Annotated in this window: 19 protein-coding genes; 11 read left to right on the top strand and 8 right to left on the bottom strand. The window is 34.3% G+C overall.

Annotation, left to right across the window (positions count from 1 at the left end; genetic code table 11):
- Positions 1-1341, bottom strand: a complete 1341-nt coding sequence (locus H600_RS0108510) for a dihydroorotase (RefSeq protein WP_026728384.1) — start codon at positions 1339-1341, stop codon at positions 1-3.
- Between the two features lie 10 nt (positions 1342-1351).
- Positions 1352-2077: a polyprenol monophosphomannose synthase gene (locus H600_RS0108505; protein ID WP_026728383.1), complete on the bottom strand. Its 726-nt coding sequence runs from the start codon at positions 2075-2077 to the stop codon at positions 1352-1354.
- Between the two features lie 106 nt (positions 2078-2183).
- On the opposite strand from H600_RS0108505, the gene H600_RS0108500 reads away from it, so the two are divergent.
- The 4 genes from H600_RS0108500 (at position 2184) to H600_RS0108485 (ending at position 4688) form a co-directional block, all read left to right on the top strand.
- Positions 2184-2873 carry a DUF4271 domain-containing protein gene (locus tag H600_RS0108500; protein WP_026728382.1) on the top strand — a complete coding sequence of 230 codons (690 nt, stop codon included), beginning with the start codon at positions 2184-2186 and terminating at the stop codon, positions 2871-2873.
- A gap of 14 nt (positions 2874-2887) precedes the next feature.
- Entirely contained in the window at positions 2888-3637 is a 750-nt protein-coding gene (locus H600_RS0108495; protein WP_026728381.1) for a uroporphyrinogen-III synthase, read from the top strand.
- A gap of 247 nt (positions 3638-3884) precedes the next feature.
- A complete protein-coding gene (locus H600_RS0108490; protein WP_026728380.1) occupies positions 3885-4355 on the top strand; it encodes an Lrp/AsnC family transcriptional regulator in 471 nt (156 codons plus the stop codon).
- Between the two features lie 57 nt (positions 4356-4412).
- On the top strand, positions 4413-4688 hold the full coding sequence (locus tag H600_RS0108485; protein WP_026728379.1) for a hypothetical protein: 276 nt from the start codon (positions 4413-4415) through the stop codon (positions 4686-4688).
- A gap of 113 nt (positions 4689-4801) precedes the next feature.
- Here H600_RS0108485 and H600_RS0108480 read toward each other — a convergent pair whose 3' ends face one another.
- From H600_RS0108480 to leuS, 5 genes are all read right to left on the bottom strand, one after another.
- Positions 4802-5488 (bottom strand): zinc metallopeptidase, encoded by a 687-nt coding sequence (locus H600_RS0108480; RefSeq protein ID WP_026728378.1) that lies wholly within the window; start codon positions 5486-5488, stop codon positions 4802-4804.
- A gap of 127 nt (positions 5489-5615) precedes the next feature.
- Positions 5616-6209, bottom strand: a complete 594-nt coding sequence (locus tag H600_RS0108475; protein ID WP_026728377.1) for a hypothetical protein — start codon at positions 6207-6209, stop codon at positions 5616-5618.
- Positions 6196-6669, bottom strand: a complete 474-nt coding sequence (locus tag H600_RS0108470; protein ID WP_026728376.1) for an RNA polymerase sigma factor — start codon at positions 6667-6669, stop codon at positions 6196-6198. Before H600_RS0108470 ends, H600_RS0108475 begins: the two co-directional genes overlap by 14 nt.
- 5 nt (positions 6670-6674) lie before the next feature.
- The gene (locus H600_RS0108465) at positions 6675-7520 is read right to left on the bottom strand and encodes an alpha/beta fold hydrolase (protein ID WP_026728375.1); all 846 of its coding nucleotides are present in this window, start codon (positions 7518-7520) and stop codon (positions 6675-6677) included.
- Between the two features lie 490 nt (positions 7521-8010).
- Positions 8011-10890, bottom strand: coding sequence for a leucine--tRNA ligase (gene leuS / locus H600_RS0108460; protein WP_026728374.1), 2880 nt, complete (start codon positions 10888-10890; stop codon positions 8011-8013).
- A 254-nt stretch (positions 10891-11144) separates the two neighbouring features.
- Between leuS and H600_RS0108455 the strand changes: the two genes are divergently transcribed.
- From H600_RS0108455 to truB, 7 genes are all read left to right on the top strand, one after another.
- Complete coding sequence (locus H600_RS0108455) at positions 11145-11492, top strand: winged helix-turn-helix domain-containing protein (protein WP_026728373.1); 348 nt, start codon at positions 11145-11147, stop codon at positions 11490-11492.
- Between the two features lie 165 nt (positions 11493-11657).
- The gene (locus tag H600_RS0108450; RefSeq protein ID WP_026728372.1) at positions 11658-14219 is read left to right on the top strand and encodes a TonB-dependent receptor; all 2562 of its coding nucleotides are present in this window, start codon (positions 11658-11660) and stop codon (positions 14217-14219) included.
- 12 nt (positions 14220-14231) lie between these two features.
- On the top strand, positions 14232-14822 hold the full coding sequence (locus H600_RS0108445) for a molybdopterin-dependent oxidoreductase (RefSeq protein ID WP_026728371.1): 591 nt from the start codon (positions 14232-14234) through the stop codon (positions 14820-14822).
- A gap of 315 nt (positions 14823-15137) precedes the next feature.
- Positions 15138-16013, top strand: a complete 876-nt coding sequence (locus tag H600_RS0108440; protein WP_026728370.1) for a cell division protein FtsX — start codon at positions 15138-15140, stop codon at positions 16011-16013.
- 111 nt (positions 16014-16124) lie between these two features.
- Entirely contained in the window at positions 16125-16379 is a 255-nt protein-coding gene (locus H600_RS0108435; protein ID WP_026728369.1) for a DUF3098 domain-containing protein, read from the top strand.
- Between the two features lie 94 nt (positions 16380-16473).
- Positions 16474-17271, top strand: coding sequence for an undecaprenyl-diphosphate phosphatase (locus H600_RS0108430; RefSeq protein WP_026728368.1), 798 nt, complete (start codon positions 16474-16476; stop codon positions 17269-17271).
- Entirely contained in the window at positions 17271-17960 is a 690-nt protein-coding gene (gene truB, locus H600_RS0108425; RefSeq protein ID WP_026728367.1) for a tRNA pseudouridine(55) synthase TruB, read from the top strand. Before H600_RS0108430 ends, truB begins: the two co-directional genes overlap by 1 nt.
- Positions 17961-18326: 366 nt before the next feature.
- Here truB and H600_RS0108420 read toward each other — a convergent pair whose 3' ends face one another.
- Positions 18327-18944: a thioredoxin family protein gene (locus tag H600_RS0108420; protein ID WP_026728366.1), complete on the bottom strand. Its 618-nt coding sequence runs from the start codon at positions 18942-18944 to the stop codon at positions 18327-18329.
- Positions 18945-19066 lie beyond the last annotated feature (122 nt).

Genomic DNA, 19066 nt, shown 5'->3' with positions numbered 1-19066 from the left:
TTATCTGTCAAACAACAACCTCTTTCCTGCGCGCACATCTTTGACTTTGAAATTGTTGTACACCATTTCTCCATTTACAAAAGTATGCGTGATTCTCGATTTGAAAGCCATATTTTCAAAAGGAGACCAACCGCATTTATATAAAATATTACCTGAATTTACACTCCAAGGCAAGCTCGGATTTACAATTACCAAATCGGCATAATAACCTTCTTTGATAAATCCTCTTTTTTCAATTTTGAAAATTTTAGCTGGATTATGGCACATTTTCTCCACAATTTTCTCCACGCTGATTTTCCCTTGATGATGTGCTTCAAACATTGCCACAACAGCATGTTGTACAAGCGGACCTCCAGATGGTGCTTTCAAATATGATTGTTGTTTTTCTTCTTTGGTATGAGGCGCGTGATCTGTTGCAATAACATCAATTCGTCCGTCGTTCAAAGCTTTCCAAAGTTCAGCACGATCTTCAGCCGTTTTTACAGCAGGATTCCATTTTATGTAGTTTCCTTTTGTTTTGTAATCTTCATCGGTAAACCAAAGATGGTGCACACAAACCTCTGCAGTAATTTTTTTCTCTTCTAATGGAATTTTATTCGTAAACAATTCCATTTCTTTTGCAGTCGAAAGATGAAAAATATGAAGTCTTGCCCCTGTCTTTTTTGCCAGAGCAACAGCTTTTGAAGATGAAATATAACAAGCTTCAGCACTTCTAATCAAGTTGTGCGCTGTCACCGGAATATCCTCTCCGTATTGTTCTTTGAACGCAGCAAGATTATTTTGAATGGTAGTTTCGTCTTCGCAGTGAACCGCAATCAACATTGGTGTACTTGAAAAAATTTTCTCTAAAGTCTCTTCTCTGTCAACCAACATATTTCCTGTCGAAGAACCAAGGAAAATCTTAATTCCAGCAACATTCTTTGGATTTGTTTTTAAAACTTCTTCCAAATTATCATTAGTCGCTCCCATCATAAACGAATAATTCGCAAATGATTTTTGAGAAGCAATTTGGTATTTTTCTTCTAAAATTTCCTGAGTAACCGCATTCGGAACCGTGTTTGGTTGTTCAATAAACGAAGTTATTCCTCCCGCAACAGCCGCTCTAGATTCAGATTCGATATCGCCTTTGTGTGTTAATCCTGGCTCTCTAAAATGCACTTGATCATCAATAGCGCCTGGAATTAAATAATTACCTTCTGCATCGATCACTTTGCAGTCAGAAGTTTTTAGGCTGATGCTGTCTGAAACCTCAACAATCAAATCATTTTCGATCAGCACATCGCCTTCAAAAATGGATCCTTCGTTTACAATTTTAGCATTTTTGATTAAAATCCTGTTCATCGCCTTTTTTTTATAATGTATTGAATAATTTTTTTAATCGAAGAGAAATCACCCCAAGAATAGCTTCCTTAATAATGGCGTTGCTCATTTTAGAAACTCCTTTTGTTCTATCTGTAAAAATAATTGGAACTTCTGTTATCTCAAATTTACCACAATAAGTTCGATATTTCATCTCAATTTGAAACGCATATCCAACAAATTTGATTTTGTTCAGATTTATCTTCTCCAAAACCTGCCTTTTATAACAAACAAAACCCGCAGTAGCGTCGTGAATTTTCATTCCCGTAATAAACTTAACATATACCGAAGCAAAATACGACATCAAAACACGACTCAAAGGCCAGTTTACCACATTTACGCCTTTTACATAACGCGAACCAATAGCAAGATCGGCACCTCCAAAATGACAGGCATCGTATAATTTTTCTAAATCATTTGGGTTGTGTGAAAAATCGGCATCCATTTCGAAAATGAAATCATATTTGCGCTCCAACGCCCATTTAAAACCATGTACATACGCAGTTCCCAAACCTGATTTTTTTGCTCTTTTTTCCAAAAACAATCTTTCAGGAAATTCTTCCTGCAATGCAATCACTTTATTTGCGGTATGATCTGGAGAATTATCATCAATAATTAAAAGATGAAAAGACTTGTGTTGCGAAAGAACAGCTCTTACTATACTTTCTACGTTCTCAATTTCGTTATAAGTAGGAATTATGACAATACTATCACTCATTTTTTCTCGGTAATTTCACCGCAAAAGTAAACTTTTTATAGCATTTGCTTCATAATAAATACATAATAAAACTATTGATATAAAAAATTACTAATTTTGTGACGCTATGATTGAACACCTTCATCCACGAATTATTGAAAACAAAGACTGGGCAACTGCTTTATTTGTCCTGACTTTTGCTGTCGTTGCCATTACAAAATCGGCTTATGAAACCCGATTTTCGGAATTCAGCAAGCTAATTTTTTCTGACAAATATGCCAAAATCTACCGTGACAACAGCCACATGAAAAGCAGCTTTACAGTTGGATTATTTTTCGTGCAAATTATCTCGTTTGCCTTTTTTATTCAGCTGGCGATGCATATCTATTCTAAAAATTCAAAAGCCGCAGATATTGTATTAAAAACCGATTGGATTTTGTTTATCCAAATTGCAACATTCCTGCTTTATTTTATTTTGGCGAAATATTTAATCGAAAAAATTGTAGCGACTTCATTTAATATTGAAGAATTTGTCGACCTTTTTAATTTGCAAAAAGTCACTTATCGCACTTATATTGGCGTATTATTGCTTCCAATCAATGCCGTTTTATTTTATTATGACAATATTCCAACGATTGTACCGTTAGCAATCATAGGCATTTCGCTGTGTATTAGTATATACTCCTATTTTATTTCAATTAAAACGTATCAAAATGCAATAATCAGCAAGTTATTTTATTTTATTTTATATCTTTGCGCTCTTGAAATAGCCCCTTATTATTTTCTCTATTATTGGATAACAAAAGGGAGTGCTTAGAAAATATTTATAATATGAAAGTGAAAACAATTTTGGTGTCACAGCCTGAACCTAAAGTGGAGAATTCTCCTTACTTTGAGCTCCAACAAAAACACAAAATAAAAATTGATTTCAGACCATTTATTCATGTAGAAGGGGTTAGCGCAAAAGAGATTCGATTACAAAAAATCGATCTTAATCATTACACTGCGATCATTTTAACAAGTAGAAATGCGGTAGATCATTTTTTTAGAGTGGCTGATGAAATGCGTTACAAAGTTCCTGAAGGATTGAAATATTTTTGTCAATCTGAAGCTGTAGCATTCTATCTTCAAAAGTATGTTGTGTACAGAAAACGTAAAATTTACGTTGGAGCAAAAGATTTTGCAGACTTGTCTCCGCTAATCAAAAAGTACAAAGACGAGAAGTTTTTACTTCCTGCATCTGACCAATTAAATGCAGATGCACCTATCACATTAAACAATCTAAAAGTAGATTGGGCACAAGCTATTTTTTACAGAACTGTAATGAGCGACTTGTCTGATTTAGCCGATGTTTACTATGATGTTTTAGCATTTTTTAGTCCAACAGGAATTAAATCTTTGTTTAAAAACTTCCCTGATTTTAAGCAAAACAACACCAGAATCGCTGTATTTGGAAGCACGACTCAAAAGGAAGCTTTGGATCACGGATTAAGAATTGATATTCTTGCTCCAACTCCTGAAACGCCTTCGATGACAATGGCTTTAGAAAAATACATTGCCGAGGCAAACAAAGCAAAATAAATCGACAAACCGAAAAATATTTAAATTCCAAATTCCAACTTAATCACTTGGGATTTGGAATTTTTCTTTTTTATCATGATCCGTTTCGCAAGATTTCCCTAAATTTCTAAAGGTTGAAATCTTGAGCTATATTCAAAACATCAAAATTTGGGATTTCAGTATCAGAATTTTATTTCCCAAACAATTTAACTACATTTGATTTCTATCCTAAACCCAAATCATAAAAAATAGTTTCAAATTTTAAGTTATGAAAATCAATTCCCTCCTAATTGAAATTGACGGTATCGACAAAGAAATTCTGCGTTATTTAATGGATGATGCCCGAAAACCTATATTACAAATTGCCAACAAAATCGGAATTTCTGGCGCCGCAATTCATCAACGTTTAAAAAAACTGGAACAATCTGGCGTTATTTCAGGATCAAAATTTACTGTAAATCCAAAAGTCTTAGGTTATAACACCATGGCTTTTATTGGTGTTTATCTTGACAAAGCTTCTCGAAACTCAGAAGCCGTAAAAGAATTAAGAAAAATCCCCGAAGTCTTAGAATGTCATTATACCACCGGAAACTGGTCTGTACTGATTAAAATCATTTGTCGTGACAACGAACATTTAATGTCTCTTTTAAATAATAAAATCCAAGCAATTGAAGGTGTTTCAAGAACAGAAACTTTTATTTCGCTAGATCAACAGATTGATAGACAGATTCAGCTTTAGAATGTGCCAATTAGAAAATTTGATAATTAGATAATTTTAAAGCCAATTTTACGATCAATGGTTAACATAGCACGAAAAGAAATTAAAACATTAATTTTTTTTACCATCTACTCTATAATAGGATTCTTGGCAGAAAAGGCAGTTCCAAGCGGTGTATGCACTCCAGGTGCAGGTTTTTTGCTGTTTTTACTTTCAATTCCAACAAGCATTGTTTTGGCTCTTGTACTTCTTGTCAAATACTATAAATCAGAAAACATACAATATGTAAATTCATTTTACATTATACTCGGAATTTGGACAATTCTTTTTTTATTAATGTATTTGAACAATTAGAAATATTATATTCCGAACTTCAATTAACTTAAAAAACAAAACCCGACAGGTTTTAAAAACCTATCGGGTTTTGCTATAAATTATCTAATTGACTAATTATCTCAATTATCAAATTAGTTTCTCCTACTTCCTGAATAAATCGAAATGTAGTACAACAACGTTGCAATAGATCCAATCGCGGCAACCACATAAGTTCTCGCAGCCCATTTTAAGGCATCTTTTGCTCCTGCCTGCTCTTGTTGAGTTAGCATATGTTTGTTTTCAAGCCAAGCTAACGCTCTGTTGCTCGCATCATATTCAACTGGCAATGTAATAATCGAAAATAAAGTTGTTGCAGCAAAAAGAATAATTCCAACTAACAATAATTGCGGAAAAGCTTTTATCATTAAGATTCCAGCAAGCAATATCCATTGCATAAAATTTGAGGCAACGTTTACAATTGGAACTAACTTCGAACGCATTGTTAGCCATTCATATCCTATAGAATGCTGAACAGCGTGACCACATTCGTGCGCAGCAACTGCCGCTGCTGCTGCATTACGATGATTATAAACGGCTTCACTTAAATTTACTGTTTTGTCTGACGGATTATAATGATCGGTTAATTGTCCCGGAGTCGAAATCACACGAACATCTGTAATTCCGTTATCAGCCAACATTTTTTCCGCAATTTCTTTACCACTCATTCCGTTTCGCAATTGCAGTCTTGAATACAACTCGAACTTACTTTTTAGCTTTGAACTTACCAACCAGCTAAACAACATTATAGCTCCGGCAAGAATTAAATATCCACTTCCCATATTATTTTTTTTTGATTGATTTTTAAAGTTACAAAATCAATCACAATTTCTGAACCATTTTAACAAAATGACATTTTGACATTTTTTGGCACAAAAAAAGCTTCACAATACTGCAAAGCTTTCATGTTTAAGATTCTAATTGATGATTTACTGCTTCAAACTTTTCAATCAGACTATTTATTTTCGATTGTTGTTTTTTGATTTGTTTCGGGCGAACGTAGAACCAATTGAACAAAATCCACAACAAAGTAATTCCGTACGTCAAACTTGCACCGAGAATACTCATTCTGCTTGCATATTCATACATATACAAACAGATTCCCGTCGTCAACATCAAAAAATACAAACTCATCATATTTGTCTGCAAAAACTGCTGTTTCTTTTGAATAGAAACCAATTTTTGAAGATATTCATGATTGTCCTGTGTTGCATCAATATCTTTATAATTCCCAAATAATTTATTGGATACAAAAAGATAAACAACCATTCCAAGAACAACCAAAACGATTCCTATTTTAGTTGAAATAAATTGTGGCTGATAATAAATCCATATAAATATGATGAAAGCACTAGTAGCCAAAAGCATAATATTAGTTTTCCACAAACTGCGCAACGATGCTTTTTTAAATTGACTTACACGCTCAAGCAAATCCTCCATATTGGGCTGACTTACGGCTTGCTTTTTCCATAAATCTTTGAAGTCTATATTATTGTTTTCCATTTTCTTTAAATTTTTGAGTCAGTTTTTCTTTGATCCTGTGAATTTTCACTCTTACATTTGCCTCTGAAAGACCAACAATTTTGGCAATTTCAGCTTGCTTTACTTCTTCTAATTCCAGTGAAATTATAATACGATCGGTTTCCGGTAATTCGGCGATGCATTTATAAAGAAACTGAATCTGTGGTTCTATTGACTGTTGTTTTTCTTCAGAAAGATGAATTGGCAAATCAGATTTCGGAAAACGTTTTTGTTTTTCGATTTGTCTTAAACAATTATTAGAAGCAATCCTGAAAATCCAAGTTCCAATAGCCGATTCGTTTCTAAATGTATCGAGCTTTTGCCAGACAATTATAAATGTTTCCTGAGCGAGATCTTGCGCAATGTCATAATCATTGACAAAACCCATACAAAGCCTGAATATTCGATCCCAATACGTCTTGTAGATTTGTTCAAATTCCATTCTTATTATTTTAGAAAAGTGTTTAATTGTTCCAAATACCAAGCTGCATCATCATACATAATAAAATGAAGACCTTTGTTTGCATATTGAAAATTTGCTGTTTTTAAGTTTTTATATTGATCTTCAATTGCTGGTTTTAAATTTATAAAATAAGACTCTAATAAAATTAACGCTGGACATTTTATCTGTGCGATTTTCGTTCTTAAATCGGTATTTGAGAAATCACAATACATTTTCCCGAATGTTTTTCGGTCTGATTTTACACTCCAATCCACTACCATATCCATTTTTGAAGCATCGGCCAAAAGTCTCGGCATTGTTTTTTTCTGCATATCAAGAAACTGAGCATCTGTCATTCCAGTCATCTGATTCACCATTGCTGTACAATCATTATTTTCTTTTGATTTAAAAGTAGGATCACTCAAAGCGGCCAAGCAAGGAAGCGCATCAACCACCACAATTTTCCCAATTAGCTCCGGATAATCAGCTGCAATTGCCAAAGCCAATCCACCGCCCATACTATGCCCAACAAGAATTGGTTTTAAGATTTTATTTTCTTTTATATAATTGGCAATTTCTGTTTTCCAATTTTCGAATGAAGGATTTGGTTGCGGTTTTACTCCAGCAAAACCTGGCATTGTAAGTGTATAACAAGTGAAATCTTTTTCGAAGGCAGTTTTGGTTTCGTTCCAAACTTCTCCAGAAGAAGCAAATCCGGGAATGAAAATTATTGATTGTTTTCCTTTTCCAGTTTTAAGAACTTCAAACGGATATGATTTTGTTTGTGCAAAAACATTTAGACATAATGCTGAGAATAAGAATGCGATAATTAAGATGATATACTTTTTCATTTTTAATAGTTTTAAGTTGTTAATTAAATCGGATCCGTCGTTTGGATACGAGAGCTATTAAAATGTTACAAAAGTTTTTAAAATTTTAATTATTAAATTGCGAATCCCAATGTTGGCGCGGGTTTTTAACCGCAAAGTGCGCGAAGGTTTGCGCAAAGAACGCTATGTTTTCCGCCACGAATTACGCGAATTTTCACTAATTTTTATTTCGAAAACACATAGTTTGTCATTTCGACGAAGGAGAAATCTCCACGAGAAACTCGACAAAGATTGACTTATTGGAACGGAGTTGCTTGCGAAGATTTCTCCTTCGTCGAAATGACAAACTTTACGCAATATCAATCTGAGCGAAGTAGAAGGACATAAAGATTGAAATAAAAATTCGTGTAAATTCGTGTAATTCGTGGCAAAAAAACAAGACATAAAAAAAAATCCCAAACCCCAATCGTAAAATTGGAATTTGGAATTTTTAATATTGGAATTTATTTGGTTAACCAACCAAATTGATGATTTTCCCAGGAACAATAATCACTTTATTTGGCGTTCTGCCATCTAATTGTTTTTGTGTTCTTTCGTCTTTCATTACGATTTCTTCGATTTGTTCTTTGGTTAAATCCAAAGGCAATTCGATTGTGAAACGCATTTTTCCGTTGAAAGAAACTGGATATTCTTTATTCGTTTCAACCAAATGACTTGCCTCAAAAACTGGGAACGCCACTTCAGAAATTGAAGTTGTATGTCCTAACTGTGCCCATAATTCTTCTGCAATGTGAGGCGCATAAGGCGAAACCAAAATCGCTAATGGTTCTAAGATCGCTCTTGAATGACAGTTTTGAGAAGACAATTCGTTTACACAAATCATAAACTGAGAAACCGAAGTATTGAAAGAGAAATTCTCGATATCTTCTGCTACTTTTTTGATCGTTTTATGCAATGATTTTAGGTTGTCTTTTGTTGGTTCGTCGTTGTTTACGATTAAGCCGTTATCGTCAAAATACAATCTCCATAATTTTTTCAAGAAACCAAAAACTCCTGAAATTCCAGCAGTATTCCAAGGTTTTGCTTGCTCTAACGGACCTAAGAACATTTCGTATAAACGCAATGTATCAGCTCCATATTCTGCGCAGATATCATCTGGAGTTACAACATTGTAATATGATTTCGACATTTTTTCGACTTCACGACCAACAATGTATTTTCCGTTTTCATCCAAAATAAATTCTGCTGTATTGAAATCTTCTCTCCAAGCTTTGAATTTTTCGATATTCAATTCATCTGAAGAATTCACAAAATGAACGTCAACTCGAATTGGCTGTACATTTTGACCTTCAATTTTATTTTTAGAAACAAAAGTGTTTGTTCCTTCTAATCTGTAAACATAAGCCGTTGTTCCCAAAATCATCCCCTGATTAATCAGTTTTTTGAATGGTTCTTCAGTTGGAGCAAAACCTTTGTCTTTTAAGAATTTGTTCCAGAAACGAGAATATAATAAGTGACCTGTTGCGTGTTCGCTACCGCCAATATACAAATCTACATTTTCCCAGTAAGCCAAAGCTTCTTTACTTGCAAATTCATTTTCATTGTGCGCATCCATATAACGCATCCAATACCATGAACTTCCCGCCCAACCTGGCATAGTGTTCAATTCTAAAGGAAAAATGGAAACATTATCAACTAAGTCTGTATTGACAACTTTGTTTTGTTTTGTATCCCAAGCCCAAACAGCTGCATTCCCTAATGGTGGTAAACCGTCTTCTGTTGGCAAATATTTCTCTACTTCTGGCAAAATAATTGGCAAATGCTGTGTGTCAATCATTTTTGGCAATCCGTTCACATAATAAACTGGAAACGGCTCTCCCCAATAACGCTGACGAGAGAAAACTGCATCACGCAAACGGTAATTTGTTTTACCTTTTCCTTGACCAATTTCTTCTAATTTTTCAATCGCTTTTTGAGTTCCTTTTTTATAATTTAATCCGTTTAAGAAATCAGAATTTGCGATTTCAACGTTATCTTTTGATCCGTATGCAGCTTCAGAAATATCAACATTTGCGAAGATATTTTTGATTTCCGGCATTCCTACAGTTCCTTTAAAGAAATTAGCAAAAGCGTAATCTCTTTCGTCTCCACAAGGAACCGCCATTACAGCGCCTGTTCCGTAACCCGCCAAAACGTAATCACCAATCCAAACCGGAATAGCTTCTTTTGTAAAAGGATGTTCAGCATAAGCACCTGTAAATACTCCAGAAATCGTTTTTACATCGGCCATACGCTCACGCTCTGAACGTTTTGCTGTTTTTTCGATATAAGCTTCAACAGCTTCTTTTTGTTCTGGAGTTGTAATTTTAGCCACCAAATCATGCTCAGGTGCCAAAGTCATGAAAGTAACTCCAAAAATTGTATCAGGTCTCGTTGTGAAAACGGAAATAGTTTCTGGTTGCTGGTTGTTGGTTGTTGGTATTACGTTGAACGTTACCATCGCGCCAACGCTTTTCCCAATCCAGTTTCTTTGAGATTCTTTGATTGACTCGCTCCAATCGATATCATTTAGACCTTGAAGCAAGCGTTCGGCATAAGCAGAAATTCGCATACTCCATTGTGTCATTTTTTTTCTTATAACAGGAAAGCCTCCACGCTCCGAAACTCCGTTTACAATTTCGTCATTTGCCAAAACAGTTCCTAAGCCTGGACACCAGTTTACTTCGGTTTCTGCCAAATACGTCATTCTGTATTGCAACAAAATTTTCTCTTTTTGATCTTCAGAATAAGAGTTCCATTCTTCAGCAGTAAAAATCGCAACATTGTCGTCGCAAACTGCTTCAACTAATTTATTTCCTTCTTCTTCAAAAACTTTTACAAGCTCAGCAATATCAAATGCTTTTCCTTGTTTTCTGCAATACCAAGAATTGAACAATTGGATAAAAATCCACTGTGTATGTTTGTAATAATCAGGATTTGACGTACGGACTTCACGCGCCCAATCAAATGAAAATCCGATTTTGTCTAATTGTTTTCTGTATCCGGCAATTTGTTTTCCTTCTTTGTCAACACCTCCGTCAATATTTACGCGAGTTGTATCTTCTGGACGCTGTCCTGTCTGAATCGCATATTGCTCTGCCGGCAATCCGAAACTGTCGTAACCCATTGGGTGCAAAACATTGAAACCTTGATGTCTTTTAAAACGAGAATAAACATCTGAAGCTATATAACCCAGCGGGTGCCCAACGTGTAATCCTGCTCCAGATGGATAAGGGAACATATCGAGTACATAATGTTTCGGTTTTTCAGAGTTGTTTTTTGCTGCAAAAGTTTGATTTTCTGCCCAATATTTTTGCCATTTGGCGTCAATTTCGTTTGGATTGTATTTCATTTTTTAAAGGTTCAAAGTTGCAAAGTGACAAAGATTCAAAGTTTTTCTCACTTAATGAATTATCGCGCAAATTTACATTTATTGTGGCTTGTTCCAAAGCTATTTCGTTGACAAACAAATAAAATAACAAAATACTTATTTTTAATTACGTAAAAATACTTATGTTTGCATTTTAATACTTAGAAAATATATGGCGAAGACAGAATATTTTTACCAGAAAAGAATTATTTTTGAGTAGCATTTAAAAAACTAAAATGGCTGACAGTAAAAAATACAGTGTCGAGGTACGTGTTTGGATTGAAGAAACAGAAGGCGCTTTTCTTGGAATTGGCAAAATCTGGCTTTTAGAGAATATTCAGAAAACGGGTTCTATTACAAATGCCGCTAAGGAAATGAAAATGGCATATCGACAAGCTTGGCAATTAGTTGAAGAAATGAATCAACGTGCTGAAAAACCTTTAGTCGAAAAACTTCTTGGCGGAAAAGGCGGCGGCGGTGCAAAATTGACTGAAGCTGGTGAAAAAGCGATTGCTGTTTTTTATGAAGTTGAAAAACGTATAAAAGAGTTTGCTCAGAAAGAAACTCAAAATTTGAAATTTTAATTTAAAGAAAATAATTCGCAAAGCTTATGTTTTTAATCTCGCAATCCCGATAGCTATCGGGATTGCGAGATTAATAAAACCCAGAGTAGATTAAGCATTTTAACCAAAATCTTTTTTTTAACTATCAGTATTCATTTTAAAACATACTGAAACAAAACCAAAAACATGAACCAAAAATTATATCTACTATTTCTTTTTATAAGCCTGAAAAGTTTTTCTCAAACTGACAATTCCAAAACAAAACAAGACAGCATTAAAAAAGAAGAATTGAGTGAAGTGGTCATTACAGCTTCTCGTCGTTCTGAAAATATCATGCGTTCTCCTATAAGTATTGAACAATTAAAATCGGCGGAAGCCAAAAAAATGGGATCGCCAAGTATTTATGAAGCACTCGAAAATGTAAAAGGCGTTCAGATTATTACACCAAGTTTGGGTTTTAAAGTTATTAATACAAGAGGTTTTGCCAATTCTACAAATGTTCGATTTGCACAATTAGTTGACGGAATCGATAATCAGGCACCACATTTGGGCGCGCCAATTGCAAATGCTTTAGGCGCAAATGATCTTGATATTGACAAAATCGAAATTATTCCTGGAACCGCTTCGGCTTTGTACGGAATGAACGCGATTAATGGTTTGGCAAATATTCAGACTAAAAATCCTTTTGAATACCAAGGAGTCAGCATTCAGCAATTAACGGGCGTGAATCATGTGGGGAATATTGACCGATTTTCACCGAAAGTTTATTCGCAGTTTAATTTAAGATTTGCAAAAGCTTTTAATGAAAAATTCGTTTTTAAAGTTAATGCTTCGACAACCGGAGGAACAGATTGGGTTGCAGATGATCGAACAGATTTGGCTCCAAATGCAAATGCTTCGACAGGTTTATTTGGTGCCGATAATCCGGCTTATGATGAAGTAAACGGTTACGGAAATGAATCGGCAAACCGAAAAACTTTAAACCTAAACTGCAAAAATTATGTCGTGGCCAGAACGGGTTATCGCGAAACGGATATTTCAGATTACGGAATCAAAAATTACAAAGCCGATGTGGGATTTTATTTTCGTCCAAAACCAGAAAACGAGCTTTCTGTGACTTACAAAACGGCTTTAATCAATACAATTTACCAACGTTCAAACCGTTTCAGACTTGACAATTATACGCTGAATCAATTTGCGGTTGATTTTCACAATCCCATTTTTCAGGTAAAAGCCTACGCGACAACTGAAAATACTGGAGATTCATACAATATGCGTTCGCTTGCTGAGAATATGGATCGCGCTTATAAATCTGACGACAAATGGTTTGCCGATTATACAACTGCCTACAAAAATGCCGTTACTGGTGGTGCAACAGTTGCAGACGCACACAGAATTGCCAGAACGCAATCGGATCAAGGAAGATTTATTCCCGGAACTGAAGCTTATGAAAAGAAAAAAGAAGAATTAATCGACATTAACAATTGGGATATTGGCGCCGCTTTGCGTGTAAAATCAACTTTGGTTCATGGCGAAGGATTGATTAATTGGGACAAAGCTTTTACTTCTTTCTTCGAAAAAATTGACGCTAAATTATTAAGCGGAGTTGACTATAGAAATTACATTATTGTTCCAGACGGAAACTATTTTATTAATCCTGTTCATGCTGATGAAAATCTGACGTATCAAAAAACTGGCGCTTTCACGCAAGTGACAAAAGATTTTTTCTCTGACAAATTGAGATTAGGCGCAACAATAAGAATGGACAAAGCAGATTATTTTGATGCCAAATTCACGCCTCAATTTACAGCAGTTTATTCACCAAAAGAAAGTCTTAATTTTAGAGCTTCTTATCAAACAGGTTATCGTTTTCCGAGTATTTTTGAAGGTTTTTCAAATGTGAATTCCGGCGGCGTAAAACGTGTTGGCGGATTGCGAATTATGTCGGATGGAATTTTTGAGAATTCGTATACAAAAGCTTCAATTGATAAATTTCAGGCGCAAGTGAATACGGATGTCAATACAAATGGTTTGACCCAGGCACAGGCAATCGAAAAGAATAAAAATACGATTCAGAAAAATCCGTACACCTATTTAGAACCTGAATTTGTAAAATCATTTGAAATTGGTTTTAGAGGAATAACATTAAACCGAAACCTTTTTATTGATGCCGATTTCTATTACAACTCTTATAAAAATTTCATCGCGCAAGTCGAAGCTAGTATTCCAAATACAACAGATCCAAATTTAATTCCGACTTCTTTGTATTCAAGAACAACGCAAAGCCGTTACAGACTCTGGACAAATTCTAAAAGTAAAATCTACAATTACGGCGGAAGTTTAGGTCTGAAATATCGATTTGATGAAATGTTTACTGCTTTAACCAATCTTACTTACACCAAACTCGACAGAACAGATGATAAAGACGGACTTGAAGACGGTTTCAATACTCCGGAATTCAACGTCAACGGAACACTGATTGCTCAAAATATCTGGAAAAATCTTGGCGCAAGTGTGACGGCGCGTTACCAAAATAACTTTGATTATGTATCATTTTTAGTCAGCGGGACCGTTCCAGCTTATTGGTCAATGGATGCTCAGGTTAATTATTACTTCAAAAAATCAGGTATTACAACAAAATTGGGTAGTACAAATATTCTCAATAAACAATACACTTCAATTCTCGGCGGACCATCAATTGGCGGATTGTATTATTTATCATTAGTGTGGGAAACTAACAAAATCTAAACTGCAAATTCTATGAAAACTAAAAACTACATTCTAATTTTCTTCATTGCATTTTCTTGTGCGATGTGCAATTCCTCTAAAAAAGAAGAAAAAGTTTCAACCGAAAAAACTTCAGAAACTAAAAAACATGATCACAATCTACTTTCTGCTGAAGACAGTTTAAAATTAGTAAATCATCAAATTGAAGTGAAAGGCGATGTCGAATTTCAACTTCAATTAACAGTTGATTCTTTGAGAAAAATGAAAGTTGCAACGATTGACAATTTAAAAATAACGGGTAAAAATGGAGAAGTCAAAAGAGAAATTAAAGTTTGCAAAGGTGTTCTTTTAAGAGACATTCTTGAAAAAGCAAAAATCAAACAAAACGGGCACAAAGACAGAAACTTCTATATCGTAGCCCGAGCTTCAGACGATTATAAAGCCACTTTTTCGTGGGCAGAAATTTTCAACAATCCTACTGGAGAAAACACTTATATTCTTTTTGAAGAAAATGGAAAACCGGTAAAAAACGGCGAAATGATCGCGATTTGCAAAAACGATATCAAAACGGGACCACGTCATGTTTATTGGTTAAAAAGCATTGAAGTTTATAAAGTTAAATAAAGATGCTAAGGTTCTGAGATTCTAAGCTACTAAGTTTTTTTAGTTTTTTGAGCGCTAAAGCACTTCGTTACTTTTTTTGCTCGCAAAGTCGCAGAGTCGCAAAGTTTTTCTTCAATCGATTATGAAAACTTTGCGACTCTGCGACTTTGCGAGATTAAATCAACTTTGTTTGGAAACTTTGATAAAAATTTGCGCACTTTACGGTTAAACCAATATTTTATTCAATAGGGAATTGTACATTTATAGTATAAAAGTTCGTTAATAACTTTAAATAAAGAAATTCTTTATTATTTTTACCACATAATTAAGCAAACTATGAGTTCTAACTTTGATAAATTTCAAAAGCGCAGGTTAATTTCCTCTTATTTTTCGGTAGTTTTAAGTGTATTTCTGGTTTTATTCCTTTTGGGAGTACTGGGATTATTCATTATTAATTCTAAAAAACTGGCTAACGATTTTAAAGAAAAAATCGCGATGACTGTTTTCTTCAAAAATGAGGCTAATGATAGTGTTGTCAAAGCATTTGATGCCGAATTAAAAAGAGCGCCTTTTGCAAAATCGTATGCTTATGTTTCGAAAGAAAAAGCAGCAAAAGAACATACCGATATCATTGGAGAAGATTTCTTGACTTTCTTAGGAGAAAACCCATTGTTGAATTCATACGACATTCACCTAAAAGCTGATTATGTTGAAAGAGACAGCATCTCTAAAATTGAAAGCAAATTGCGTCAAAATACTATGATTGAAGATATTGTTTACGACAAACAATTGATAAACCTAGTAAATGACAATATCAAAAAAGTAAGTATGTGGATTTTAATTATCAGCGGTTTCCTTGCTGTAATTGCGGTTTTACTAATCAATAGTTCGCTACGACTTTCTATACATTCAAATCGTTTTATTATCAAAACGATGCAAATGGTTGGGGCTACAAAAGCCTTTATCCGTAAACCTTTTGTAATGCGCAGCGTAAAATTAGGAATGCTTGGCGCAGTTTTAGCAATTATTGCATTGATTGCACTTTTAATTTATGTCGAAACGAACTTCCCTGGATTAGGAATTTTAGAAGACAAAGCTTTGATCGGCTTGGTATTATTAGCCGTTTTCGGATTTGGAGTTTTGATTACTTGGGTAAGTACGCACTTTGCAACACAACGTTTCTTGAATTTAAGAACAGACGATCTTTATTAGTATTCAGTCGCAGCATTAAGTTTTCAGTATTAAATAATTGCCTTCGAGTTTGCTCAGGCTGACAAATAAATAAAACATCTTGGGTTTGCTCAAGACAGCAAAAGAAATAAAATGAAAAACAACAATATTAAAGAAGGAAAACAAGATAATCACGAATTCCTTTTTGACGGAATCAATTACAAAATCTTATTGATTGGAATTGGCGTTATCGCATTAGGATTCATATTGATGTCTGGCGGAGGAAGTACTGATCCAAATGTTTTTAACGAAGACATTTTCAGCTTTAGACGTATTCGTTTGGCTCCAACAACTGTTTTGATCGGTTTTGGAATCACGATCTATTCCATCTTCAAAAAATCAAAATAATTAGACTTACAGATATTGGCTAGCCCTTCGACTAAACTCAGGGTGACAATCTGAAATCAATCCCGAGGCTTCGGGACTAAATCTAAAATTATAAATGAATACATTACAAGCTATCGTTCTTGCCATTATTGAAGGAATTACAGAGTTTTTGCCTGTTTCTTCAACAGGCCATATGATTATTGCTTCTTCTTTTTTCGGAATAGCAAAAGATGATTTTACCAAACTTTTCACCATTGTAATTCAACTTGGCGCGATACTTTCGGTTGTAATTTTATATTTCAAACGTTTCTTTCAAACATTTGACTTTTACTTTAAACTTTTAGTGGCTTTTATTCCTGCTGTGGTTTTAGGACTGCTATTAAGCGATATTATTGATGGCTTATTAGAAAACCCAATAACTGTTGCGATTTCACTTTTATTAGGTGGCATCATTTTGTTGAAAGTTGACGAATGGTTCAACAAGCCAAACGATCCAGAAGTTTCAACTGAAATCACATATGCAAAAGCTTTAAAAATTGGGCTATTCCAATGCCTTGCAATGATTCCAGGCGTTTCACGAAGTGGCGCAAGTATCGTTGGTGGTATGGCTCAAAAACTGACTAGAACTTCGGCTGCTGAATTTTCATTTTTCTTAGCCGTTCCAACAATGTTGGGCGCAACTGCAAAAAAATGCTACGATTATTATAAAGCTGGATTTGAATTATCTCATGACCAAGTAAACATGCTGATTATTGGAAATATTGTTGCTTTTGCCGTAGCGCTTTTGGCAATCAAAACCTTCATCGGATTTTTGACTAAAAACGGATTTAAAGTTTTTGGCTATTACCGAATTGCTGCAGGAATCATTTTATTAGTGATTCACTTTTTTATTCACCCGCTTACGATAATATAATGACACCTGAGGAATATTTAAACGGACAAGTTTTATTGATTGACAAACCATTAAAATGGAGTTCGTTTCAAGCTGTCAATAAATTAAAATATCTTTTGATTAATAAAGTTGGACTGCCAAAAAAGTTCAAAATTGGTCACGCTGGTACTTTAGATCCTTTAGCGACTGGACTCTTATTAATTTGTACTGGAAAATTCACAAAAAAGATTTCTGAACTTCAGGGTCAGGCAAAAGAATATACCGGAACATTTTATATTGGAGCCACTACTCCATCGTACGATTTAGAAACCGAAATCGACCAAACTTTCCCAACCAATCATATCAACGAATCTTTGATTCATGAAACGGTAAAGCAGTTTTTAGGTGAAATTGATCAAAAACCACCTATTTTTTCAGCCATAAAAAAAGACGGCGTCCGCTTGTACGAACACGCTCGTGCTGGAGAATCTATCGAAATTGAAAGCAGAAAAACTACAATTCATGAGTTCGAAATCACTAGAGTTGAATTGCCGGAAGTAGATTTCAGAGTAGTTTGTTCTAAAGGAACATACATTCGTTCGCTAGCTTATGATTTTGGAAAAGCAATGAATTCAGGTTCGCACTTAACTGTTTTACGCCGTACTAAAATTGGTGATTACGACGTAAGAAATGCAATTGATATTACTTTGTTTGAAGAAAGCTTAAAATAAAAAAGCACATTACTTTTTTATTCAGTAATGTGCCAGGCTCTTTTGTAAACAAGTAATCTTATCTCATACTTATTTAAAGTTAATAGTGAGGAACATTCTTCCCTCCAAATAAAAATGTAGAAAAGAAATCATAAAATCTTTCGAATAACTTTTTCATAATAGTGCATTTTTTAATAGTTGAACATTAAATAAACACCAATAAAAAGAGTAAATCAGAAAATTAATAATAGAAGTGGGATAGTTTTACTAAGATACGAAATTTTAAACAATGCGAAAATTTCAAACGCATTATTTAACATCTTATTTAGTTTATTATCAACACGTTATCAACAGCAATTTCATCAATTTATTTCAAAAAAAAGACTACTACAAGCGGTTATATTTGATGTTTTCCATAATCGCTACAAGTTCTTCCTGAACCGAAATTCCTTTATCTGTCAAATACCATAATTGTAAATCAGTTTTGATTTTTTCATCGATTGGGCCAACTTCTCGCTTGTGTTTTGCCATTAATTCGGTTGCGCCTTTTGGTCTTGGACCCCAATCTGCTCTCACAATTCCGGCTTCTTTACAAATTACAATTACTTTTGGAATTGCTCTTCCGCCATTTGTCAAATAATGTTCCATCAAATCATCATTTTCATCACGGAACACAATTCTCAAATCTATTTTTTTATCAGAAATGAGCGCCATTTTATTTAATATTGGAAGAATCTGTGCCGCATCACCACACCAACCTTCAGAAATTACAAGCCAGATATAATGATTGTCTAAATGTTGTAATTTTGATTGTATATCTTCAGAAACTTGAATCGTCTTTTCCAGCCGATTCATTCGGGCTTCATTCAATTTTGAATAATTGGTCAAACTGTCAGATTGCTCATTTCCAGTTGATTTTCCTTCAGACAATAAATCGGTTACTATTTTTCGATATTCAATATAAGAGTGGCTATTGAACAACGCTTTGGCGACAATGCTTTTCATAGATAATTATTTTGCTTAGCATAAAATTACGGATTTTCTCTAGACCGAGATATGACTTTTATCAGATTTGATATAAAAAGCCAATAAAATTCTTTATAAATTTAAATTTACTTCCCAATTAT

Origin of the sequence: Flavobacterium denitrificans DSM 15936 (assembly GCF_000425445.1) — a bacterium.
Classification (GTDB): Bacteria; Bacteroidota; Bacteroidia; order Flavobacteriales; family Flavobacteriaceae; genus Flavobacterium; species Flavobacterium denitrificans.
The sequence above is the reverse complement of the archived record's forward strand: the minus strand, read 5'-3'. Positions and strand labels throughout refer to the sequence as shown.

Bases quoted from the DNA above. Each gene is read 5' to 3' on its own strand.
- H600_RS0108510 (WP_026728384.1), bottom strand. From the start codon at position 1,341: ATGAACAGGATTTTAATCAAAAATGCTAAAATTGTAAACGAAGGATCC.
- H600_RS0108450 (WP_026728372.1), top strand. From the start codon at position 11,658: ATGAACCAAAAATTATATCTACTATTTCTTTTTATAAGCCTGAAAAGT.
- leuS (WP_026728374.1), bottom strand. From the start codon at position 10,890: ATGAAATACAATCCAAACGAAATTGACGCCAAATGGCAAAAATATTGG.
- H600_RS0108445 (WP_026728371.1), top strand. From the start codon at position 14,232: ATGAAAACTAAAAACTACATTCTAATTTTCTTCATTGCATTTTCTTGT.
- H600_RS0108490 (WP_026728380.1), top strand. From the start codon at position 3,885: ATGAAAATCAATTCCCTCCTAATTGAAATTGACGGTATCGACAAAGAA.
- H600_RS0108455 (WP_026728373.1), top strand. From the start codon at position 11,145: ATGGCTGACAGTAAAAAATACAGTGTCGAGGTACGTGTTTGGATTGAA.
- H600_RS0108475 (WP_026728377.1), bottom strand. From the start codon at position 6,209: ATGGAAAACAATAATATAGACTTCAAAGATTTATGGAAAAAGCAAGCC.
- H600_RS0108470 (WP_026728376.1), bottom strand. From the start codon at position 6,669: ATGGAATTTGAACAAATCTACAAGACGTATTGGGATCGAATATTCAGG.
- H600_RS0108495 (WP_026728381.1), top strand. From the start codon at position 2,888: ATGAAAGTGAAAACAATTTTGGTGTCACAGCCTGAACCTAAAGTGGAG.
- H600_RS0108420 (WP_026728366.1), bottom strand. From the start codon at position 18,944: ATGAAAAGCATTGTCGCCAAAGCGTTGTTCAATAGCCACTCTTATATT.
- H600_RS0108430 (WP_026728368.1), top strand. From the start codon at position 16,474: ATGAATACATTACAAGCTATCGTTCTTGCCATTATTGAAGGAATTACA.
- truB (WP_026728367.1), top strand. From the start codon at position 17,271: ATGACACCTGAGGAATATTTAAACGGACAAGTTTTATTGATTGACAAA.
- H600_RS0108500 (WP_026728382.1), top strand. From the start codon at position 2,184: ATGATTGAACACCTTCATCCACGAATTATTGAAAACAAAGACTGGGCA.
- H600_RS0108465 (WP_026728375.1), bottom strand. From the start codon at position 7,520: ATGAAAAAGTATATCATCTTAATTATCGCATTCTTATTCTCAGCATTA.
- H600_RS0108505 (WP_026728383.1), bottom strand. From the start codon at position 2,077: ATGAGTGATAGTATTGTCATAATTCCTACTTATAACGAAATTGAGAAC.
- H600_RS0108440 (WP_026728370.1), top strand. From the start codon at position 15,138: ATGAGTTCTAACTTTGATAAATTTCAAAAGCGCAGGTTAATTTCCTCT.
- H600_RS0108480 (WP_026728378.1), bottom strand. From the start codon at position 5,488: ATGGGAAGTGGATATTTAATTCTTGCCGGAGCTATAATGTTGTTTAGC.
- H600_RS0108435 (WP_026728369.1), top strand. From the start codon at position 16,125: ATGAAAAACAACAATATTAAAGAAGGAAAACAAGATAATCACGAATTC.
- H600_RS0108485 (WP_026728379.1), top strand. From the start codon at position 4,413: ATGGTTAACATAGCACGAAAAGAAATTAAAACATTAATTTTTTTTACC.